The organism is Humibacillus xanthopallidus, from assembly GCF_044793955.1.
Lineage (GTDB): Bacteria > Actinomycetota > Actinomycetes > Actinomycetales > Dermatophilaceae > Humibacillus > Humibacillus xanthopallidus_C.
This window is the reverse complement of sequence record NZ_CP084995.1, coordinates 2,415,768-2,433,356: the sequence shown is the minus strand read 5'-3', so window position 1 is coordinate 2,433,356 and position 17,589 is coordinate 2,415,768. Positions and strand designations below refer to the sequence as shown.

The following is a 17,589-nucleotide window of genomic DNA, read 5'->3' as shown; positions in this document are numbered from 1 at the left end:
TCAGGACGATAACCGGCGCCCCGACCGCTCTCCTCGCCAGTCCGCCGTATGCCGCCGGGCGGGGCTCAGATCGCCCCGAGCTTCTGGAGCCGGTTGAGCGAGAACCAGCCGAACGGGATCGGCAGCCAGTAGGTCGCGAGGCGATAGAGCAGGACCGCCGAGACGGCGACGCCTCCCGGCACGCCGATGGCGATGAGGCCGGCCGACATGGCCGCCTCGATGCCACCGAGCCCACCCGGCGTCGGCACGGCCGACCCGATGATGGCCCCGGCGAAGTAGACCACCGCGACCGCGGGGATGGCGGCGTCGGAGCCGAAGGCCCGGGTGGCGCAGACGAGGGAGGCGACGAAGGACACGTCGAGGATGAGCGCGCCGCCGAGCAGCTGGGCGACCTTCTTGGGGTGCTGGAAGGTCGCGAGCACCTGGGGCACGGCGGAGCGGATCTGCGGCATCACGCGGTCGGTGATCACCGCCCGCACCCGGGGCACAGCGAGCAGGCCGATGGCGATGATGAGGACGGCGAGGATGCCCGCCACCAGCACGGGTGACGGGCTGAACGAGATGGCCGGCCCGGTGCCTGCGAGCACGCCCGCGACGACGAGCAGCACGAAGTACGAGCAGAACTGGGCGACCTGGGCCACTCCGACACTCGCTCCGGCGACGGCCGGTGGCAGGCCCGAGGTCTGCAGGTAGCGGGTGTTGAGCGCGATGTTGCCGACCGCTGCCGGAGCGACGAGCCCGCTGAAGGCGACGGCGAGCTGGGTCATGTAGGTGCGCACGAAGCTGAGGTGGATCTGCACGGCCCCGGCCAGGGCGATCGAGGCGCCGGCGAAGGTCGCGACCGCGAAGGCGACGAGCACGAGCGCCCACTCCCACTGGGCCGTGCTGATGACCTCGCCCAGGTTGACCTGGGCCAGCTGCGTCAGCACGAGGTAGCCGGCCACGACGCCACCGATGACGGTGACGACCGACCGCAGCGTGACCCGGCGCAGCTCGACCGGCGCGACCTGCTCGGTCGAGGGACGCAGCGCCATGAGCTCGTCGCGGAGCGTGCCGAGCAGCCCCTTGTGCGCCTTGAGGGCCGAGCGCGTGTCGGGCGTCATCGCGACGGACTGCAGCACCGGCACGGCCCGGACGACGGCCTCCTTTCCCAGGGCCTCGACGGCCGAGGAGACGGCGCGCTCCGGGCCGACGACGAGGGCCACGCTGGTCAGCAGCTGGGCGAGGTCGATGCGCAGGGTGATGTCGTCGGCCGCGAGGTCGCCGGCGCCGAGGGAGCGCAGACCCACGCGTCCCTCCCCGTCCATGAGCAACGCATGCGGGCTGAGGCCACGGTGCGCGATGCGTCGCCGGTGCAGGGTGGCCACGAGGCGCCAGACCTGCGCCAGCTGCTCGTCGTCGAGGTCGTCGAGCTCGGCCAGGGTGACGCCCTGGGGCTCGACGTAGGCGATGACGGCCGCGAAGGGGCCGACCTCCGAGACGGCGACCGGCCGGGGGGCGTGGACGCCGGCGTCTGCGAGCAGCAGGCCCATGAGGGTGCGGTGCTCGAGCTCGGCGCGAAGGGTCACCGCGGGTGGGCGGGAGAAACCGCTGCGGAGCCGGACGGCCCGGATCAGGCGCCGACCGGAGGCGAGGCCGAAGGTGTCACGGTCGATGACGTGGACGTCGACGGACCCGCTCGCGGTCGTTCCGGCATACCTCCGGTCGCCCGCGGCGTTGGCGTCGACGAGCCGCAGGCGCTCGAGGGGCACGCCGGTGTCGAGGAGCACCCGGGCCACGTCGACGCCCGGCGGGCGGGTCGACACCGCCCCGAAGCCCAGCCGGAAGGCGAGGCCCACGAGCCAGCCCAGCAGGAGCGAGCTGATGAGCGCGGTCAGCGTGACGAGGCCGGAGAGGAAGGCCGTGAGCACGGTGGCCGAGACCACGACGGTGGCGGCCGGGGAGATCCACTTGCGACCGGCGATGTCGGCGACGGTGAGCAGCGCGATCATCGAGACGACGATGATGTCGAGGGGCGGACTCTGACCGGTCGCCGTCGGCCGCGTCAGCACATCGGTGAGGAAGCCGCCGTGGCCCGTCGTGACGAGCGCGACGCAGATGATGACGAGCACACCGCCGACGACAGCCGCACCGAGGGCCTGCACGAGCTGGAGCGGCCGACGGCGCACGAGCAGGTCGGCCCCGACCGCGATCGGCAGGAGCAGGGCCCCGAGTCCGGCGAGCCAGGCGAGGAGGGTCAGCAGGATGCGAGGCAGCCCGCTGGTGGCCTCGGCGAGGTCCTGCTCGACGGCGCCGCGCGTGCCTGTGGCGAAGTCGGCGACGACGAGGCCGAGCACGAGCACGAGCGTGACGACGGCGAGGCGCACGGCATCCGCGGGCCGCCGCACGCGGTCGGGAATGGGCGGCTCGATGACCTCGACGGCCGCCGCGGGATCGAGGGTGTCGACCGCGTCGGCCACGGTCTCGGCGCCCTCGAGGGGCTCGTCTGGGCTGGGCACCCCATCATCCTGCCCGACGCGCACGCCGCAACCGTGCAAGGCAGGCCTGCGTGCCGTGCCAGACTGCGCAGCGTGACGACCAGCAGCTCGTGGGACATGCCGCTCCGCACCCGCCTCGTCGTTCGGGCGATCAGCCGTGAACGCGGCGCCATCAGCAGCCTCGCCGCCGAGGAGATCCCGCGCATGCGGGCCTGGGCCGCGCCCGCGCGGCCGCCCTACTCGTGGATCACCGGCAGGGTGCGCCGCGACGTCAGCATCGGGGCGACCGCGTTCCGGGCCCGCGACGGTCACTCGGTGGGGGTGCGCACCTATCGACCGCGCAGGGGTGGACCCGGCCCGCTGCCGGTCCTCGTCTGGCTCCACGGCGGGGGCTGGGTCCTCGGCAACACCCGGTCCTACGACCCGATCTGCACGGCCATCGCCCATGCTGCCGGCGTCCTCGTGCTCAGCGTCGACTACCGGCTCGCGCCCGAGTTCCGCGCGCCCCAGGCGGCGCTCGACTGCGTCGACGCGGTCCGCTGGGTGACGGGCTCAGCGCCCGCCCTGGGCGCGCGGCCCGACGGCATCGGCGTCGCGGGCGACTCGGCCGGCGCCAACCTGTCGGCTGTCGTCACGCAGGTGGTGCGTGCCGATGGTGGCGCCGACCTGGCCCACCAGTCCCTCATCTATCCCGCGGTCGACGCCACCATGTCGCAGCCGTCGGTGGCCGAGCACGCGGGTGGCGCGATCCTCACCAGGGCCGACATGGACGCCTTCCTCGGGCACTACCTCGGCGAGGGCCCCGACGCGCTCGAGCGGGTCGACCCGCTCGTGTCGCCGTTGTATGCCGCCGACCTCGCCGCGCTGCCGCCCGCGCTCGTGCAGACGGCCGACCTCGACCCCCTGCGCGACGACGGCGCGGCCTACGCTCGGGCTTTGCGCGACGCCGGTGTCGAGGTCGAGCTGACCAACTACCCGCGCGTCCCCCACGGCTTCCACAGCTTCCCGGGCGCGACGCCGGTGGGCCGAGCGGCCCGTGACGAGCTCACCAGGTGGATCGCGCGGCACGCGCACCGGCCCCGGGTCGGCTAGGGTGCGAAGCGCACGCGGACCTCGAGAGGGATGGCTCGGAGTGAATGATGTCGTCGTGTTCAGCGGGTCGGCACATCCTGCCCTCGCCGACAAGATCTGCGCCTACCTCGGGGTGAACCGGTCGCCCGTCGACATCAAGCGGTTCAGCAACGACTGCCTGCAGGCCCAGCTGCTCGCGAACTGCCGCCAGCGCGACGTCTACATCGTGCAGCCGCTCGTCCCGCCGACGCAGGAGCACCTCATGGAGCTCCTGCTCATGATCGACGCCGCTCGGGGTGCGTCCGCGGCCCAGATCACCGCCGTCATGCCGCACTACGCCTATGCCCGCTCCGACAAGAAGGATGCCTCTCGCATCTCGCTTGGCGGCCGGCTCGTCGCCGACATGATCTCGACGGCGGGCGCGCACCGCGTGCTCACCATGGCGCTGCACGCCCCTCAGGTGCACGGCTTCTTCTCCACGCCCGTCGACCACCTCACAGCCATCGGCGTGCTCGCCGACCACTACCGCGGGACCGACCTCACCGACTGCATCGTCGTCAGCCCCGACCTCGGCAACGCCAAGGTGGCCACCCAGTTCGCCCGGCTGCTGGGCCTGCCCGTGGCCGCCGGCGCCAAGCAGCGCATCTCCGACGACCGCGTCGTCATCGACGCGATCGTGGGCGACGTGGACGGTCGCCGGGCCATCGTGCTCGACGACGAGATCGCGACCGGAGGCTCGATGCTCGAGCTGATGGACCGCCTCAAGGACGCCGGCTCCACCGAGGCCTCGATCGTGTGCACCCACGGCCTGTTTGCCGGCAAGGCCGTCGAGCGCCTGCGCGACCACCCCTTCGTCACCGAGGTCGTCACGACCGACACGGTGCCCCCGCCCCCCGGCTGGCCGGAGCTGACGGTCCGATCGGTCTCGGCACTCTTCGCCGAGGCGATCAGCCGCATCCACCACGGGCGGTCGGTGAGCTCGCTCTTCGAGGGCGTCGACCCGACGCATGCGCCCCCGCAGGCCAGGCTGCCGTTCGACACGCCGTCATGACCGGTGCCCTCGCCGTCCTGCGTCGCCCGCCGGTCGCGTTCGCGCTCGACGTGCTGCTCGTCGTCGTCTTCGCAGCCGTCGGCCGCGCCAGCCACGACGAGGCCAACCCCGTGGTCGGGGCGCTCGTCACGGCCTGGCCCTTCCTCGTCGGCACCGCCGTCGGATGGGCCGTGGTGCGCGTGCTGCGCAAGGCGTGGCCGCTCGAGGTCGGTCCGGGGATCACCGTCTGGTTCGCCACCGTGCTCATCGGGATGGTGCTGCGCCAGTCCACCGGTCAGGGCACCGCGGTCAGCTTCGTGCTCGTGGCAGCCCTGGTGCTCGCGCTCTTCCTCGTCGGCTGGCGCGCCCTCGTAACCCTGGTCCTCCGCCGCACCCGCCGCTGACCCGATCCACCCCGCGCCGGCCCCCACTCATCGAGTGGGCACTTTCCACCAACGGCGCGTACGCCGTCGCCGACCCCACCCGTCGAGTGGGCACTTTCCACCGCATCCCCGCTGACCCACCGCGCCGACCCCACGCATCGAGTGGGCACTTTCCACCAACGGCCGGGTACGCCGTCGCCGACCCCACCCATCGAGTGGGCACTTTCCACCAACGGCACGTACGGGGTCGCCGACCCCACCCATCGAGTGGGCACTTTCCACCAACGGCCGGGTGCGCCGTCGCGGACGGCAACGGGTGGAAAGTGCCCACTCGACCGACGGTGCGGTGCTCCGGTCAGCGGGACGTGAAATGAGGATCGGCGCTCAGACGTACTGCCCGGTGCTGGGACGACCCACCACCGCACCCGCCCTGCCCCCTCGCCGACCCCACCCATCGAGTGGGCACTTCCCACCGGAGGCGCGTACGCCGTCGCCGACCCCACCCATCGAGTGGGCACTTTCCACCAACGGCCGGGTACGCCGTCGCGGACGGCACGGATGGAAAGTGCCCACTCGAGCGACCGTGCAGTGCTCCGGTCAGCGGGACGTGAAATGAGGATCGGCGCTCAGAGGTACTGCCCGGTGTTGGCCGGCCCACGACCGCACCCCCTGCCCCCTCGCCGACCCCACCCATCGAGTGGGCACTTTCCACCGCAGGCGCGTACGCCGTCACGGACGGCACGGGTGGAAACTGCCCACTCGACCGAAGGTGCGTACGCGTTCGGGGACGGCACGGATGGAAAGTGCCCACTCGAGCGACGGTGCGGTGCTCCGGTCAGCGGGACGTGGAGCGAGGAGCCGCGCTCAGAGGTACTGCCCGGTGCTGGCCGGCCACGACCGCACCCGCCCTGACCCCCTCGCCGACCCCACCCGTCGAGTGGGCATTTCCCAACCAACACGCGTTCGCCGTCGCCGACCCCACGCATCGAGTGGGCACTTCCCACCAACGGCGCGTACGCCGTCGCGGACGGCACCGATCGAAAGTGCCCACTCGAGCGACGGTGCGGTGCTCCGGTCAGCGGGACGTGCGGCGAGGATCGGCGCTCAGAGGTACTGCCCGGTGTTGGCCGTCGCGATGGAACGGCCCGGCTCGGTGCCGTCCTTGCCCTTGATGAGCGTGCGGATGTAGACGATGCGCTCGCCCTTCTTGCCACTGATGCGCGCCCAGTCGTCGGGGTTGGTCGTGTTGGGCAGGTCCTCGTTCTCCTTGAACTCATCGACGCAGCTGGTCATCAGATGCTCGATGCGAATGCCCTTCTGGCCGGTCATCAGGAAGTCCTTGATGGCGAGCTTCTTGGCCCGGTCGACGATGTTCTGGATCATCGCCCCGGAGTTGAAGTCCTTGAAGTAGAGGATCTCCTTGTCGCCGCCCTGGTAGGTCACCTCGAGGAAGCGGTTCTCGTCCATCTCGGAGTACATCCGCTCGACCGCTGCCGTGATCATGGCCACGACGGTCGCCTCGCGGTCGCCCCCGTGCACGGCCAGGTCGTGCTCGTGCAGCGGCAGGGTGTCGGTGAGGTACTTGCTGAAGATGTCGCGGGCGCTCTCGGCGTCGGGGCGCTCGATCTTGATCTTCGCGTCGAGGCGGCCCGGCCGGAGGATCGCGGGGTCGATCATGTCCTCGCGGTTGGAGGCGCCGATGACGATGACGTTCTCGAGCCGCTCGACACCGTCGATCTCGGCGAGCAGCTGCGGCACGATCGTCGTCTCGACGTCGCTGCTGACGCCGGACCCGCGGGTGCGGAAGAGGGAGTCCATCTCGTCGAAGAAGACGACGACGGGTGTGCCGTCGGAGGCCTTCTCGCGAGCACGCTGGAAGATCAGCCGGATGTGCCGCTCCGTCTCACCGACGTACTTGTTGAGCAGCTCCGGGCCCTTGATGTTGAGGAAGTAACTCTTCTCGGTCTGCTTGCCCGTGCGCTCGGCCACCTTGCGGGCCAGCGACGCGGCGACCGCCTTGGCGATGAGGGTCTTGCCGCAGCCGGGGGGTCCGTAGAGGAGCACCCCCTTCGGCGGCTTGAGGGCGTGCTCCTTGTAGAGCTCGGGGTGCAGGAAGGGCAGCTCGACCGCGTCGCGGATCTGCTCGATCTGGCCCGCCAGGCCCCCGATGTCCTCGTAGGCGACGTCGGGCACCTCCTCGAGGACGAGCTCCTCGACCTCGAGCTTGGGGATCACCTCGTGCACGAAGTTCGACCTCGCGTCGAGGGTGAGGGAGTCACCGACCCGGATGTGCTCGCCGATGAGGGGGTTGGCCAGACGGCACACCCGCTCCTCGTCACCGTGGGTGACGACGACGACGCGCAGGTCGTCGAGCTTGTCCTTGACGGTGACGACCTCGCCGACCCGCTCGAAGCCGTGCACCGAGACGACGTTGAGCGCCTCGTTGAGCATGACCTCGCGGCCCAGGCCCAGCTCGCCGACCTCGACCGAGGGACTCACGGCGACGCGCATCTTGCGCCCGCCGGTGAGGATGTCGACCGCGCCGTCCTGGGGCGTGTCCATGATGAGGCCGTAGGTGCTCGGGGGCTGGGCGAGTCGGTCGACCTCCTTCTTCAGGGTGACGATCTGCTCGCGGGCCTCCTTGAGCGTGCGCACGAGGCGCTCGTTCTGCGTCGACAGGGTCGAGAGGCTCGTCTGCACGTGGGCGAGGCGGGCCTCGAGCTCTCGCGTGCGCTGCGGCGAGACCCGCGCTGCGTCGCGCAGCGCGTCGATCTCGGCGCGCAGGGCGGCGAGCTCACGCTCGCTGGCGCCGGGGCTGCGCGATCCGGTGGTCTCGGAGCCGCCGTCACCCGCCTGATTCCAGCTGCTGACGTCATCTGACATCTCGGCCTCCTCATCCGTCACTCGCACACCGTGACGATTCGACCCTAACCCGAGGTCGTCAGTTTTCCTCGGACGTTTCAGCCAGTGATCGGCGTACGCGGCGGATCGTCTTGTCGCTCTTGACTCGCTCGCCCATCGCCTCGGGCGTCCACGCCTCATCGGGCACGTCGACCGCGGCCAGCGAGCCGGGCTGCGTCAGCGGGGTGTCGTCACCCTCCGGTATGCCGTCCGCACCCACCGCGACGCCGTCGACCACCGGGTGGGATCCCTTGGCCGGTCGACGCTTGCGCTCGGGCGGCACGACACCGGGAGCGAGCCTGCGGGTCGTGACGAGGAAGCCGGTGTGACCGTGCATGCGGTGCTGGGGGCGCACGGCGAGACCCTCGAGGTGCCAGCCCCGAACGAGGGACTCCCACGCGCTGGGCTCGGTGTAACCACCGTGCAGGCGCATGCCCTCGGCGACGCGGCTCAGCTGGGTGGTGGTCGCGACGTAGCAGATGAGCACCCCGCCGGGGATGAGCGCGTCGGCGACGGCGTCGAGGCACTCCCAGGGAGCGAGCATGTCCAGCACCACCCGGTCGACCGTGCCCGCCGGCACGAGCGTCGGGAGGCTCTCGACGAGGTCACCCACGGTGACGGTCCACGCCGGGTGGTCGCCGCCGAAGAAGGCCCGGCCGTTGCCCTTGGCGATCTCGGCGAAGTCCTCGCGCCGCTCGAAGGACAGCAGCCGCCCGTGCTCACCGATCGCGCGCAGCAGCGACATCGACAGGGCGCCGCTGCCGACGCCCGCCTCGACGACCGTCGCCCCGGGGAAGATGTCGGCCATCTGGACGATCTGCCCGGCGTCCTTGGGGTAGACGACCGCCGCCCCACGCGGCATCGACATCACGTAGTCGCTGAGCAACGGTCGGAGCGCGAGGTACTCGACGCCGGCCGTGTTGGTGACGACCGAGCCGTCGGGGGCACCGATGAGGTCGTCGTGGCGCAGGAAGCCGCGGTGGGTGTGAAACTCGCGCGCGGGCTCGAGGGTGATCGTGTGCAGCCGACCCTTGGGGTCGGTGAGCTGGATGCGCTCGCCGACCTCGAACACCCCGCGTCGGTTGTGGGCGCTCCCGGGAGGGGTGGACGGCGCGGCATCGCTCATGGGAGCACAGTCTAGGAGGCCACTGGAGCCCCTCTCGCCACCCGACGCACCGACGTCGCCTCGACCTCGTAGCGGCTCTGGCGCCCACCGGGACCGCCGAAGAACCGGCGGCGCAGGGCCCCACCGACCTCGACCCCGTCGCCGGCGGCCAGGCGCAGGGCAGCCCGCCGGGTGCGAGCCGTCCAGCAGACGACGTCGATGGTGTCGACGGAGGCACGTCGCACCTCACCGGTGCCGGCCGCGCGCCGGGCAGCCCCTCCCTCCCGCGGGACGATGACCCTCAGCGTGACGATGACGTCTCCGCTCGGCAGGGTGCGCTCCTCCCCAGCGGCGGACGCCCGCCCTCGCAGCGCGACCTCGTTGAGCGCCGACGTCGTGCCGGCCTCGTCACCTCGAATCCTGCTCATCTCCCCGCCCTGTCCGGCCCGACGGTCGCGGGCTCTCGGGTGCCAGCCTCGTCGCCCCGGGCCCCGTCGCCGGGGGACGACCTCGAGACTGTGGACGACGCGACGCCGGTCGAGGGGGGTGTGGACGCAGGGCCGGGAACCCGGACGCTCAGCGGCGCCCGCGACGGGCCAGCTGCGCGCCGACGACGGCGTTGATCTGCTCGGCCGTGGCCAACCCGAGTACGGAGCGCGTCGAGGAGTCGACGACCACGGCATACGACAGGCTGCGCTCGCTCATGACCCGGATGAGGTCGGTGAGCACGTCCGTGGGTGCGAGCGCCACGACCCAGGCGCCCGGCTGGGCGACCGTGACCGCCGAGAGCGCCGTCCGTGCGCGCGCCTCGGGTGGAACCGCCTGCGTGGCGCCGGGCTCGACGACGCCGACGGGCCAGCCACGGTCGTCGGACGTGGCGAGCCAGACCTGCCCGTCGGGGACCTGGCGCGCCGGGGTGGGTCGCAGCGCGCCGGAGGCGAGCGCCTCGTCGACCTGGGCCAGCGTCGTCGTGGCAGCGACGACGACGAGCGGCTCGAGCACCTCGGCTGCTGGCTGCGCCGTCGCCTCGTGGATGCGTCCTGCCCGGATCGCACCGGTGGCGCCCTGCCAGAGGAAGGCCGCGATGACGATCGGGAAGATCATGCCGAACGCGTCACCGGGCTCGCCCCGCACGAAGGGCACGACGACGAACCACGCCACGGTGGCAAGTGCGACGACGCGCCCCAGCCAGCCGGCGACGACGAAGCCCGCACCACGGCGACCTGTGACGCGCCACACGAGGGCACTGACGATCTGGCCGCCGTCGAGGGGCAGTCCGGGCAGCAGGTTGAAGAGCCCGACGAGCAGGTTGGCGTAGGTGATGATCGTCAGCAGCAGCAGGGCGGTGTCGTTGGTCGTGACCGACTGGAGGAGCAGCCCGACCCCGGCGAGGGCGAGGTTGGCGAGGGGGCCGACGACTGCGATCAGCGCGGTGGAGCCGGGCGAGGTGCGGGTGGCGTCGTAGACGGTGTGCCCGCCCCACACGTCAGCGACGATGCGGTCGACGGGGTGGCCCCGCCAGCGAGCGGCGAGCGCGTGCGCGGCCTCGTGCACGAGCACCGAGAGCAGCAGCAGCAGCGCGTAGCCGGCGGCCGCGAGGTAGCCGTACTCAGGGCCTCGGTCGGGGCGCGCGAGGTTGGGACCGAAGACGACGACGATGACGACGGCGATGACCGGCCACGAGCGGCCGAGGTAGACGGGCGAGCCCGCCAGCGAGCCGATCTGCCAGCCGTGTGGTGACCGGCGGCCAGCGGGTGTGGACATCCTCAGAGCCTAAGCCCTGGCCCTGTGGGGAGCGGTCCGGCGCTGTCGGCCCCGCGGCATACAGTCGCCTCATGGTCGCAGCCCTCTCACCCAGCCGAGCGTCGGACTTCATGACGTGTCCGATGCTCTATCGCTTCCGGGTCATCGACAAGCTGCCCTCTCCTCCGACCCAGGCCACCGCGCGGGGCACCCTCGTGCACGCCGTGCTCGAGCGGCTCTTCGACCTGCCGGCCACCGAGCGCACCATCGATGCCGCCGTGGCCCTCGTGCCCCAGGAGTGGGAGCGCCTCGCCGGCGAGGAGCCGGCCATGCTCGACCTGCTGTCCGAGCACGACGGCAGCACCGACGCCTGGTTCTCGGGGGCCCAGGCCCTGCTCGAGACGTGGTTCGGGCTCGAGGACCCGACCCGGCTCGAGCCCGCCGAGCGCGAGCTCTACGTGGAGACCGAGATCGACGGTCTCGTGCTGCGCGGCTACGTCGACCGTCTCGACGTGGCCCCGAGCGGCGCGATGCGGGTCGTCGACTACAAGACCGGCCGCTCCCCCTCGGAGCACTTCGAGGCCAAGGCCCTCTTCCAGATGAAGTTCTACGCCCTGGTGCTGTGGCGGCTGCGGGGCGAGATCCCTCGGCGGCTCCAGCTCGTCTACCTCGGCAACAGCGAGATCGTCGCCTACGAGCCCGACGAGCAGGACCTCCTCGGCACCGAGCGCAAGGTCAAGGCCCTGTGGGCGGCGATCGAGCGCGCCGCGACGACCGGCGACTGGCGACCCAGCCCGAGTCGGCTCTGCGACTGGTGCGACCACAAGCCGCTGTGCCCCGCCTGGGGCGGCACGCCGCCACCGCTGCCCGACGACGCGGCGAGCCGAGCCATCGACCCGACCGTCACAGGTCAGGTCGAGATCGACGACTGACCAGGCCCCTCATCAGTCGACTGGCCTGCCGACGGAGCACCGGCCCGACTGCCGCAGTCTCCCTCAGACGGTGAACTCGTCGGCGACCGAGAGGGCCTCGTCGAGGATGTCGAGCCCCTCGCGCGCCTCGTCCGCCGTCGTCGTGCACGGCGGCACGACGTGGGTGCGGTTGAAGTGCGTGAAGGGCCACAGGCCCCGGTCCTTGCACGCCGCGGCGAAGGCCGTCATCGGCTTCGCCGCCTCGCCGGCGGCGTTGTAGGGCACGAGCGGCTCGCGCGTCTCACGGTCGCGGACGAGCTCGACGGCCCAGAAGACCCCGAGGCCGCGCACGTCGCCGACGCTCGGGTGCCGCGTGGCGATCTCGCGCAGGCGCGGGCCGATGACGTCGGTCCCCAGCATCCGGGCGTTCTCGATGATGCCCTCGTCCCGGAAGGCGTTGATCGAGGCAACGGCGGAGGCGCAGGCGAGCGGGTGTCCCGAGTAGGTCAGGCCGCCGGGGAAGGCGCGCTGGTCGAAGGTCTGCCTGATCTCGTCGGAGATGACGACGCCGCCGAGCGGGACGTAGCCCGAGTTGACGCCCTTGGCGAAGGTGATGAGGTCGGGACGGATGCCCCAGTGGTCCACGGCGAACCACTCGCCACAGCGGCCGAAGCCGGACATGACCTCGTCGGCGATGAGCACGATGCCGTGCTCGTCGCAGAGCTCGCGGACGCCTTGGAGGTAGCCCGCGGGCGGCACGAGGATGCCGTTGGTGCCGACCACCGTCTCGAGGATGATCGCCGCCACGGTGTGGGCGCCCTCGACCATGAGGGTGTCGCGCAGGTGCTGGAGGGCACGGTGGCCCTCCTGCTCCTCGGTCTCGGAGTGGAAGGCGGACCGGTAGGGGTAGGGGCCCCAGAAGTGCACGATGCCCGCGAAACCCGGCTCGGAGGGCCAGCGCCGCGGGTCGCCCGTCAGGGTGATCGACCCGCCCGTGGCGCCGTGGTAGCTGCGGTAGGTCGCGAGCACCTTGTGGCGCCCGGTGTGCAGGCGGGCCATTCGGATCGCGTTCTCGTTGGCCTCGGCCCCGCCGTTGGTGAAGAACACCGCCGACAGGCCCTCGGGCGCGACCTCGGTGATGAGACGCGCGGCCTCGCTGCGCGCGTCGTTGGCGAACGAAGGGGCGATTGTCGCGAGCCGCGCGGCCTGCTCCTGGATCGCTGCGACGACCTTCGGGTGGTTGTAGCCGATGTTGACGTTGACGAGCTGGCTGCTGAAGTCGAGGTAGCGCTTGTCCTCGTAGTCCCAGAAGTAGGAGCCCTGGGCCCGCGCGATCGGCAGCGGGTCGATCAGGCCCTGCGCGGACCACGAGTGGAAGACGTGGTCGCGGTCGAGGGCGCGCACCTGCTGCTCGGTCATGCCGTCGAGCAGGTCGGCGATCACGGTGCGCTGGTCAAGACGCTGGTCGAGGTCGGTCATGGTGTGATCCTCTTTCTCAGCGGGTGCGTGGGAAGCCGAGGTCGACGGTCGAGGTCGCCGGGTCGGGCCAGCGCTGGGTCACGACCTTGCCCCGGGTGAAGAAGTTGATGCCCTCGGGGCCGTACATGTGGGTGTCGCCGAAGAGGGAGTCCTTCCACCCGCCGAAGGAGTAGTAGGCCACCGGGACGGGGATCGGCACGTTGATGCCGACCATCCCGACCTCGACCTCGTTCTGGAAGCGGCGGGCCGCCCCGCCGTCACGGGTGAAGATCGCGGTGCCGTTGGCGTACTGGTTGCGGTTGATGAGGGCCAGGCCCTCGTCGTAGGTGGCGACGCGCACGACCGACAGGACCGGCCCGAAGATCTCGTCGCGGTAGACGGCCATGTCGGGGGTGACGTCGTCGAGCAGCGTCATGCCGAGGAAGAAGCCCTCCTCCGGCACCTGCTGGTCGCGCCCGTCGACGACGACGGTCGCACCTGCCTCGGCACCGGCCGCGACGTAGCCGGCCACCTTGTCACGGTGCTCGCGGGTGATGAGCGGACCCATGTCGGTGCCCTCGGCCGCGCCCGGTCCGACGGTGAGCTTCGGCAACCGGGTCGAGATGGCGGCCACGAGGTCGTCACCGACCTCGCCGACGGCGACGGCGACCGACAGCGCCATGCACCGCTCCCCCGCCGCGCCGTACGCGGCCGAGACGATGGCGTCGGCCGCCATCTCGATGTCGGCGTCGGGCAGCACGAGGGCGTGGTTCTTCGCGCCACCGAGGGCCTGGACGCGCTTGCCTGCCGCGGTGCCTCGCTCGTAGATGTACTTCGCGATCGGGGTCGAGCCGACGAAGCTCACGGCCGCGATGTCGTCGTGGTCGAGCAGGGCGTCGACGGCCTCCTTGTCACCGTGCAGCACGGTGAAGACGCCGTCGGGCAGGCCAGCCTCCTTCCACAGCTCGGCGAGGAAGAGCGATGCCGACGGGTCCTTCTCGCTGGGCTTGAGCACGAACGAGTTGCCGCACGCGATGGCGTTGGCACACATCCAGAGCGGCACCATCACGGGGAAGTTGAAGGGCGTGATGCCGGCGACGACGCCGAGGGGCTGCCGGATGCTGTAGACGTCGACCCCGCTCGCCGCCTGCTCGGAGAAGCCGCCCTTGAGCAGCTGCGGCACGCCGGTCGCGAACTCGACGTTCTCGAGGCCGCGGGCGATCTCGCCGACGGCGTCGGAGAGCACCTTGCCGTGCTCGGCGGTGACGATCGCGGCGAGCTCGTCGGTGCGGGTGTGCAGCAGCTCGCGGAAGGCGAAGAGCACCGCGGCCCGCTTCGACAGGGAGCTGGCGCGCCACTCCCGGGCAGCGGCCACCGCGGTCTTGAGCGCCTCGTCGATCTCACCCGCCGACGCGAGCGCGACCTCGCCCGTCTGCTGCCCGGTCGCCGGGTCGTGGACCGGCGCGGTGCGGCCCGACGTGCCGGGCACGCGGGTGCCGGAGATCCAGTGGTCGATGGCGGTGACAGGAGTCGAGGTCATGGACCGAGATTACGTGACACCTCTATGCCATACAAAGCTTTCATTGCTATGGTGCAAAGGTGCGCAGCCTCATCTCCGCGCTCGAGGAGCGCCTCGACACCCCGACCGCCAAGGGCCTGGCCCAGGCGGTCTCTCGCGCCATCCGCGACGGTGAGCTCGGGGCCGGCGACCAGCTGCCGCCGATCCGCCGCCTCGCCGAGGAGCTGATGATCTCGCCGACGACGGTGAGCTCGGCCTGGCAGCTGCTGGCGCGCTCGGGCACGATCCGCTCCGACGGTCGACGGGGCACCACGGTCGCGCCGACCGGGCGGGGCGGGGGTGAGCGCTACTCCCGGGCGCTGCGCCACGACTCCGAGGTCACGATCGACCTCTCCACCGGCGTGCCCGACCCGGCACTGCTGCCCGGCCTCGCGGCGGTGCTCGCCCGACTGCCCGGCCGCTCGACCCCGACGAGCTACCTCGACGACCCGGTGCTGGCCCAGCTGCGTGACGTGCTGGCCTGGGACTGGCCGTATGCCGCCGAGGACGTCGTCGTCGTCGACGGGGCGATGGATGCCCTCGACCTCATCAGCCGCACCCTGCTGCGGCCCGGTGACACCGTGCTCGTCGAGAGTCCCGGCTTCCCGCCCATGCTCGACCTGCTCGAGGACCGCGGGGTCGAGATGGTCGGTGTGCCGCTGACGGAGACGGGGCTCGACCTCGAGGCCGTCGAGTCGGCCCTGGCGCGGCGCCCGGCAGCGGTCTTCCTCCAGCCGCGCGGGCAGAACCCCACCGGTGTCTCGCTGACACCGACCCGGGCCCGTCGCCTCGCCGCCCTGTTGAAGGACCACGACGTGATCGTCGTCGAGGACGACTCCAGTGGGCCCATCTCGTCGTCGGCCCCGATCAGCCTCGGGGCGTGGATCCCCGAGCAGGTGCTGCACATCCGCAGCTACAGCAAGTCGCACGGGCCCGACCTGCGTCTCGCTGCGGTCAGCGGGCCCGACTCGCTCCTCTCCCCTGTGCGACACGCCCGGGCGCTGGGCCAGGGCTGGTCGAGCCGCCTGCTGCAGCACGTGCTCGCCGCCCTGCTCGAGGACCCCGAGGCGGTGCGCGAGGTGGCGCGGGCCCGGGCGGAGTACGCCCGTCGGAGAGAGCTCGTCGTCGGCCGACTGCGCGAGCTGGGCATCGACGTGCCGGGCACCGACGGGCTCAACATCTGGGTGCCGGTGCGAGACGAGTCCGCCGCGGTGCTGCGGCTCGCCAGCCAGGGCATCGCCGTGACCCCGGGCTCGCCCTTCGCGGTCGAGAGCCGGCCCGGGTCGGAGGGCCACGTGCGCGTGACGACCGGGCTCGTTCGCGAAGGCCACGCCGAGCTCGCCGACCGCATCGCCGACGCAGCCCGCGCCGGAGCCTGGACCGCCCAGCAGCGCTGAGGCGCCGAGGTGAGGGGCGACGACGAGTGGTCGGCTAGCCTCGGAGCACTCTCCACGCGACCGAAGGTGCAGCCCCATGACGGACGACCCGAGCAGGCCCCTGCGGGTCGACTTCGTCACCGGTGTCACACCCGACAAGTGGGTCCGCACCTGGGCCGAGCGTCACCCCGGTGATCCCTTGGACCTCACTCCGGTCGACGGCGATGACGCGGAGTCGCGTCTGCGCTCGGGCGAGACGACCCTCAGCCTGCTCCGCCTGCCCATCGACCGCACCGGCCTGCACGTCATCCCGCTCTACGAGGAGGCGCCCGTCGTCGTCGTCGCCAAGGAGCACGCCGCGGCAGCCTACGACACGCTCGACGTCGCCGACCTGGCCGACGAGGTGCTGCTGCAGCCCGCCGACACGGTGCCGGCCTGGCGCGACGCCGCGCCTGCCGACGTGCTCGAGCGAGCAGCCACGATGCCGCCCATGACCGTCGTCGAGGCGATCGCGGTGGCCGCCACCGGGTCCGGCTTCGTCGTGATGCCGCTGTCGGTCGCGCGGGTGCACCACCGCAAGGACGTCGTGCACCGACCGGTGACCGGGGTGGCCGGCTCGAGGGTGGGCCTCGCCTGGCGGGTCGACGACGACGACCCCCGCATCGAGGACTTCATCGGCGTGGTGCGCGGACGCACCGAGCGCAGCAGCCGGGGCCGCGGGAGCGAGGCGGCCACCACGGCGGCCGGATCCGGCTCGGCCAAGGGCACCGGACGGCATACGGGCTCGGAGCGGGGCGCAACGCCCCGTCGCTCGACGGGGCGCACGCTGCCGCAGCGGGGCGCGGCCCCGAGACGCGGCCGCGGGCGCAAGGGCCGCTGACTCAGCGACTCAGCGCAGCGATCGCGGAGAGCGCACGGCTGCGGTGAGAGGCAGCAGGTCGGCCGCACGCACGCCGTCGAGGGTCGTGATCTGCACGGCTCCCTCGATCTGTGGCACCGGCACGACGTGCGGGATCGCCAGCGTCGGCACGCCGGCCGCCGTGGCCGAGCGCACGCCCGCCGGCGAGTCCTCGAGGGCCACGCAGTCGAAGGGTTCTGCCCCGATGAGGCTGGCGGCGGCGAGGTAGGGCTCCGGGTGCGGCTTGCCGTGGCCCACCTCGTCACCCGTGACGAGCGCAGTGAAGGACCCGTCCGGCAGGTTGCGCACGACGGTGTCGGCAAGGCGTCGCCACGACATCGTCACGAGGAGGCACGGCACCCCGAGCGCCCCGAGCTCGTCGAGCAGCTCACGGGCACCCGGACGCCACGGCACCTCGACCTCGACGTGTCGCACGACCCGGTCGAGCAGGGCATCGATGATCTCGGGCACCGTGAGGCCGATGCCCGACTTGTCGATGATGAGCTGCGCCGACACCTCGAGGGCGTTGCCGACGAGCTGGTGGGCGAACTCGTCGTTCCACTCGCCCCCGTGGGCCGCGACGAGCTCGTGCTCGGCAGCGATCCAGTAGGGCTCGGTGTCGACGAGCGTGCCGTCCATGTCCCACAGCACCGCTGCGGGGAGCTCGGTGGCCACCGG

At 71.9% G+C, this 17,589-nt stretch carries 14 protein-coding genes; 6 read left to right on the top strand and 8 right to left on the bottom strand.

Translation table 11 applies throughout. From position 1 onward, the window contains the following. Window positions 1–65: 65 nt before the first annotated feature. Complete coding sequence (locus LG278_RS10730) at window positions 66–2,498, bottom strand: lysylphosphatidylglycerol synthase domain-containing protein (protein WP_404386930.1); 2,433 nt, start codon at window positions 2,496–2,498, stop codon at window positions 66–68. A 72-nt stretch (window positions 2,499–2,570) separates the two neighbouring features. Here LG278_RS10730 and LG278_RS10725 point away from each other — a divergent pair, with 72 nt between their 5' ends. The 3 genes from LG278_RS10725 to LG278_RS10715 are packed head-to-tail and all read left to right on the top strand — an operon-like array spanning window position 2,571 to window position 4,982. Further along, window positions 2,571–3,569, top strand: coding sequence for an alpha/beta hydrolase (locus LG278_RS10725; RefSeq protein ID WP_404386928.1), 999 nt, complete (start codon window positions 2,571–2,573; stop codon window positions 3,567–3,569). Between the two features lie 40 nt (window positions 3,570–3,609). Then, a complete protein-coding gene (locus LG278_RS10720; protein ID WP_404386926.1) occupies window positions 3,610–4,599 on the top strand; it encodes a ribose-phosphate diphosphokinase in 990 nt (329 codons plus the stop codon). Next, a complete protein-coding gene (locus tag LG278_RS10715) occupies window positions 4,596–4,982 on the top strand; it encodes a DUF3054 domain-containing protein (protein ID WP_404386924.1) in 387 nt (128 codons plus the stop codon). Before LG278_RS10720 ends, LG278_RS10715 begins: the two co-directional genes overlap by 4 nt. A gap of 1,083 nt (window positions 4,983–6,065) precedes the next feature. On the opposite strand, the gene arc is transcribed toward LG278_RS10715, so the two are convergent. The 4 genes from arc to LG278_RS10695 form a co-directional block, all read right to left on the bottom strand. Continuing rightward, window positions 6,066–7,844, bottom strand: a complete 1,779-nt coding sequence (gene arc / locus LG278_RS10710) for a proteasome ATPase (protein ID WP_404386922.1) — start codon at window positions 7,842–7,844, stop codon at window positions 6,066–6,068. 58 nt (window positions 7,845–7,902) lie between these two features. After that, window positions 7,903–8,988: a tRNA (adenine-N1)-methyltransferase gene (locus tag LG278_RS10705; protein ID WP_404386920.1), complete on the bottom strand. Its 1,086-nt coding sequence runs from the start codon at window positions 8,986–8,988 to the stop codon at window positions 7,903–7,905. 11 nt (window positions 8,989–8,999) lie between these two features. Then, window positions 9,000–9,395 carry a single-stranded DNA-binding protein gene (locus tag LG278_RS10700; RefSeq protein ID WP_404386918.1) on the bottom strand — a complete coding sequence of 132 codons (396 nt, stop codon included), beginning with the start codon at window positions 9,393–9,395 and terminating at the stop codon, window positions 9,000–9,002. 148 nt (window positions 9,396–9,543) lie between these two features. Continuing rightward, window positions 9,544–10,731 carry a site-2 protease family protein gene (locus LG278_RS10695; RefSeq protein ID WP_404386916.1) on the bottom strand — a complete coding sequence of 396 codons (1,188 nt, stop codon included), beginning with the start codon at window positions 10,729–10,731 and terminating at the stop codon, window positions 9,544–9,546. 71 nt (window positions 10,732–10,802) lie between these two features. Between LG278_RS10695 and LG278_RS10690 the strand changes: the two genes are divergently transcribed. Further along, on the top strand, window positions 10,803–11,642 hold the full coding sequence (locus LG278_RS10690) for a RecB family exonuclease (RefSeq protein WP_404386914.1): 840 nt from the start codon (window positions 10,803–10,805) through the stop codon (window positions 11,640–11,642). 63 nt (window positions 11,643–11,705) lie between these two features. Here the strand turns inward: LG278_RS10690 and LG278_RS10685 are convergent, their stop codons facing one another. Then, on the bottom strand, window positions 11,706–13,100 hold the full coding sequence (locus LG278_RS10685) for an aspartate aminotransferase family protein (protein ID WP_404386912.1): 1,395 nt from the start codon (window positions 13,098–13,100) through the stop codon (window positions 11,706–11,708). Between the two features lie 16 nt (window positions 13,101–13,116). Next, on the bottom strand, window positions 13,117–14,619 hold the full coding sequence (locus LG278_RS10680; protein WP_404386910.1) for a CoA-acylating methylmalonate-semialdehyde dehydrogenase: 1,503 nt from the start codon (window positions 14,617–14,619) through the stop codon (window positions 13,117–13,119). A 59-nt stretch (window positions 14,620–14,678) separates the two neighbouring features. Here LG278_RS10680 and LG278_RS10675 point away from each other — a divergent pair, with 59 nt between their 5' ends. Both LG278_RS10675 and LG278_RS10670 read left to right on the top strand, forming a co-directional pair. Then, the gene (locus LG278_RS10675; RefSeq protein ID WP_404386908.1) at window positions 14,679–16,034 is read left to right on the top strand and encodes a PLP-dependent aminotransferase family protein; all 1,356 of its coding nucleotides are present in this window, start codon (window positions 14,679–14,681) and stop codon (window positions 16,032–16,034) included. 76 nt (window positions 16,035–16,110) lie between these two features. Beyond that, the gene (locus tag LG278_RS10670; protein ID WP_404386906.1) at window positions 16,111–16,893 is read left to right on the top strand and encodes a LysR family substrate-binding domain-containing protein; all 783 of its coding nucleotides are present in this window, start codon (window positions 16,111–16,113) and stop codon (window positions 16,891–16,893) included. Window positions 16,894–16,902: 9 nt separating this feature from the next. Here the strand turns inward: LG278_RS10670 and LG278_RS10665 are convergent, their stop codons facing one another. Next, window positions 16,903–17,550 (bottom strand): HAD family hydrolase, encoded by a 648-nt coding sequence (locus LG278_RS10665; protein ID WP_404393611.1) that lies wholly within the window; start codon window positions 17,548–17,550, stop codon window positions 16,903–16,905. Between the last annotated feature and the right edge of the window lie 39 nt (window positions 17,551–17,589).

Excerpts from the sequence above, each read along its gene's own strand:
- LG278_RS10690 (WP_404386914.1), top strand. The coding sequence starts at position 10,803 with ATGGTCGCAGCCCTCTCACCCAGCCGAGCGTCGGACTTCATGACGTGT.
- LG278_RS10670 (WP_404386906.1), top strand. The coding sequence starts at position 16,111 with ATGACGGACGACCCGAGCAGGCCCCTGCGGGTCGACTTCGTCACCGGT.
- LG278_RS10695 (WP_404386916.1), bottom strand. The coding sequence starts at position 10,731 with ATGTCCACACCCGCTGGCCGCCGGTCACCACACGGCTGGCAGATCGGC.
- LG278_RS10715 (WP_404386924.1), top strand. The coding sequence starts at position 4,596 with ATGACCGGTGCCCTCGCCGTCCTGCGTCGCCCGCCGGTCGCGTTCGCG.
- LG278_RS10705 (WP_404386920.1), bottom strand. The coding sequence starts at position 8,988 with ATGAGCGATGCCGCGCCGTCCACCCCTCCCGGGAGCGCCCACAACCGA.
- LG278_RS10665 (WP_404393611.1), bottom strand. The coding sequence starts at position 17,550 with ATGGACGGCACGCTCGTCGACACCGAGCCCTACTGGATCGCTGCCGAG.
- arc (WP_404386922.1), bottom strand. The coding sequence starts at position 7,844 with ATGTCAGATGACGTCAGCAGCTGGAATCAGGCGGGTGACGGCGGCTCC.
- LG278_RS10700 (WP_404386918.1), bottom strand. The coding sequence starts at position 9,395 with ATGAGCAGGATTCGAGGTGACGAGGCCGGCACGACGTCGGCGCTCAAC.
- LG278_RS10680 (WP_404386910.1), bottom strand. The coding sequence starts at position 14,619 with ATGACCTCGACTCCTGTCACCGCCATCGACCACTGGATCTCCGGCACC.
- LG278_RS10685 (WP_404386912.1), bottom strand. The coding sequence starts at position 13,100 with ATGACCGACCTCGACCAGCGTCTTGACCAGCGCACCGTGATCGCCGAC.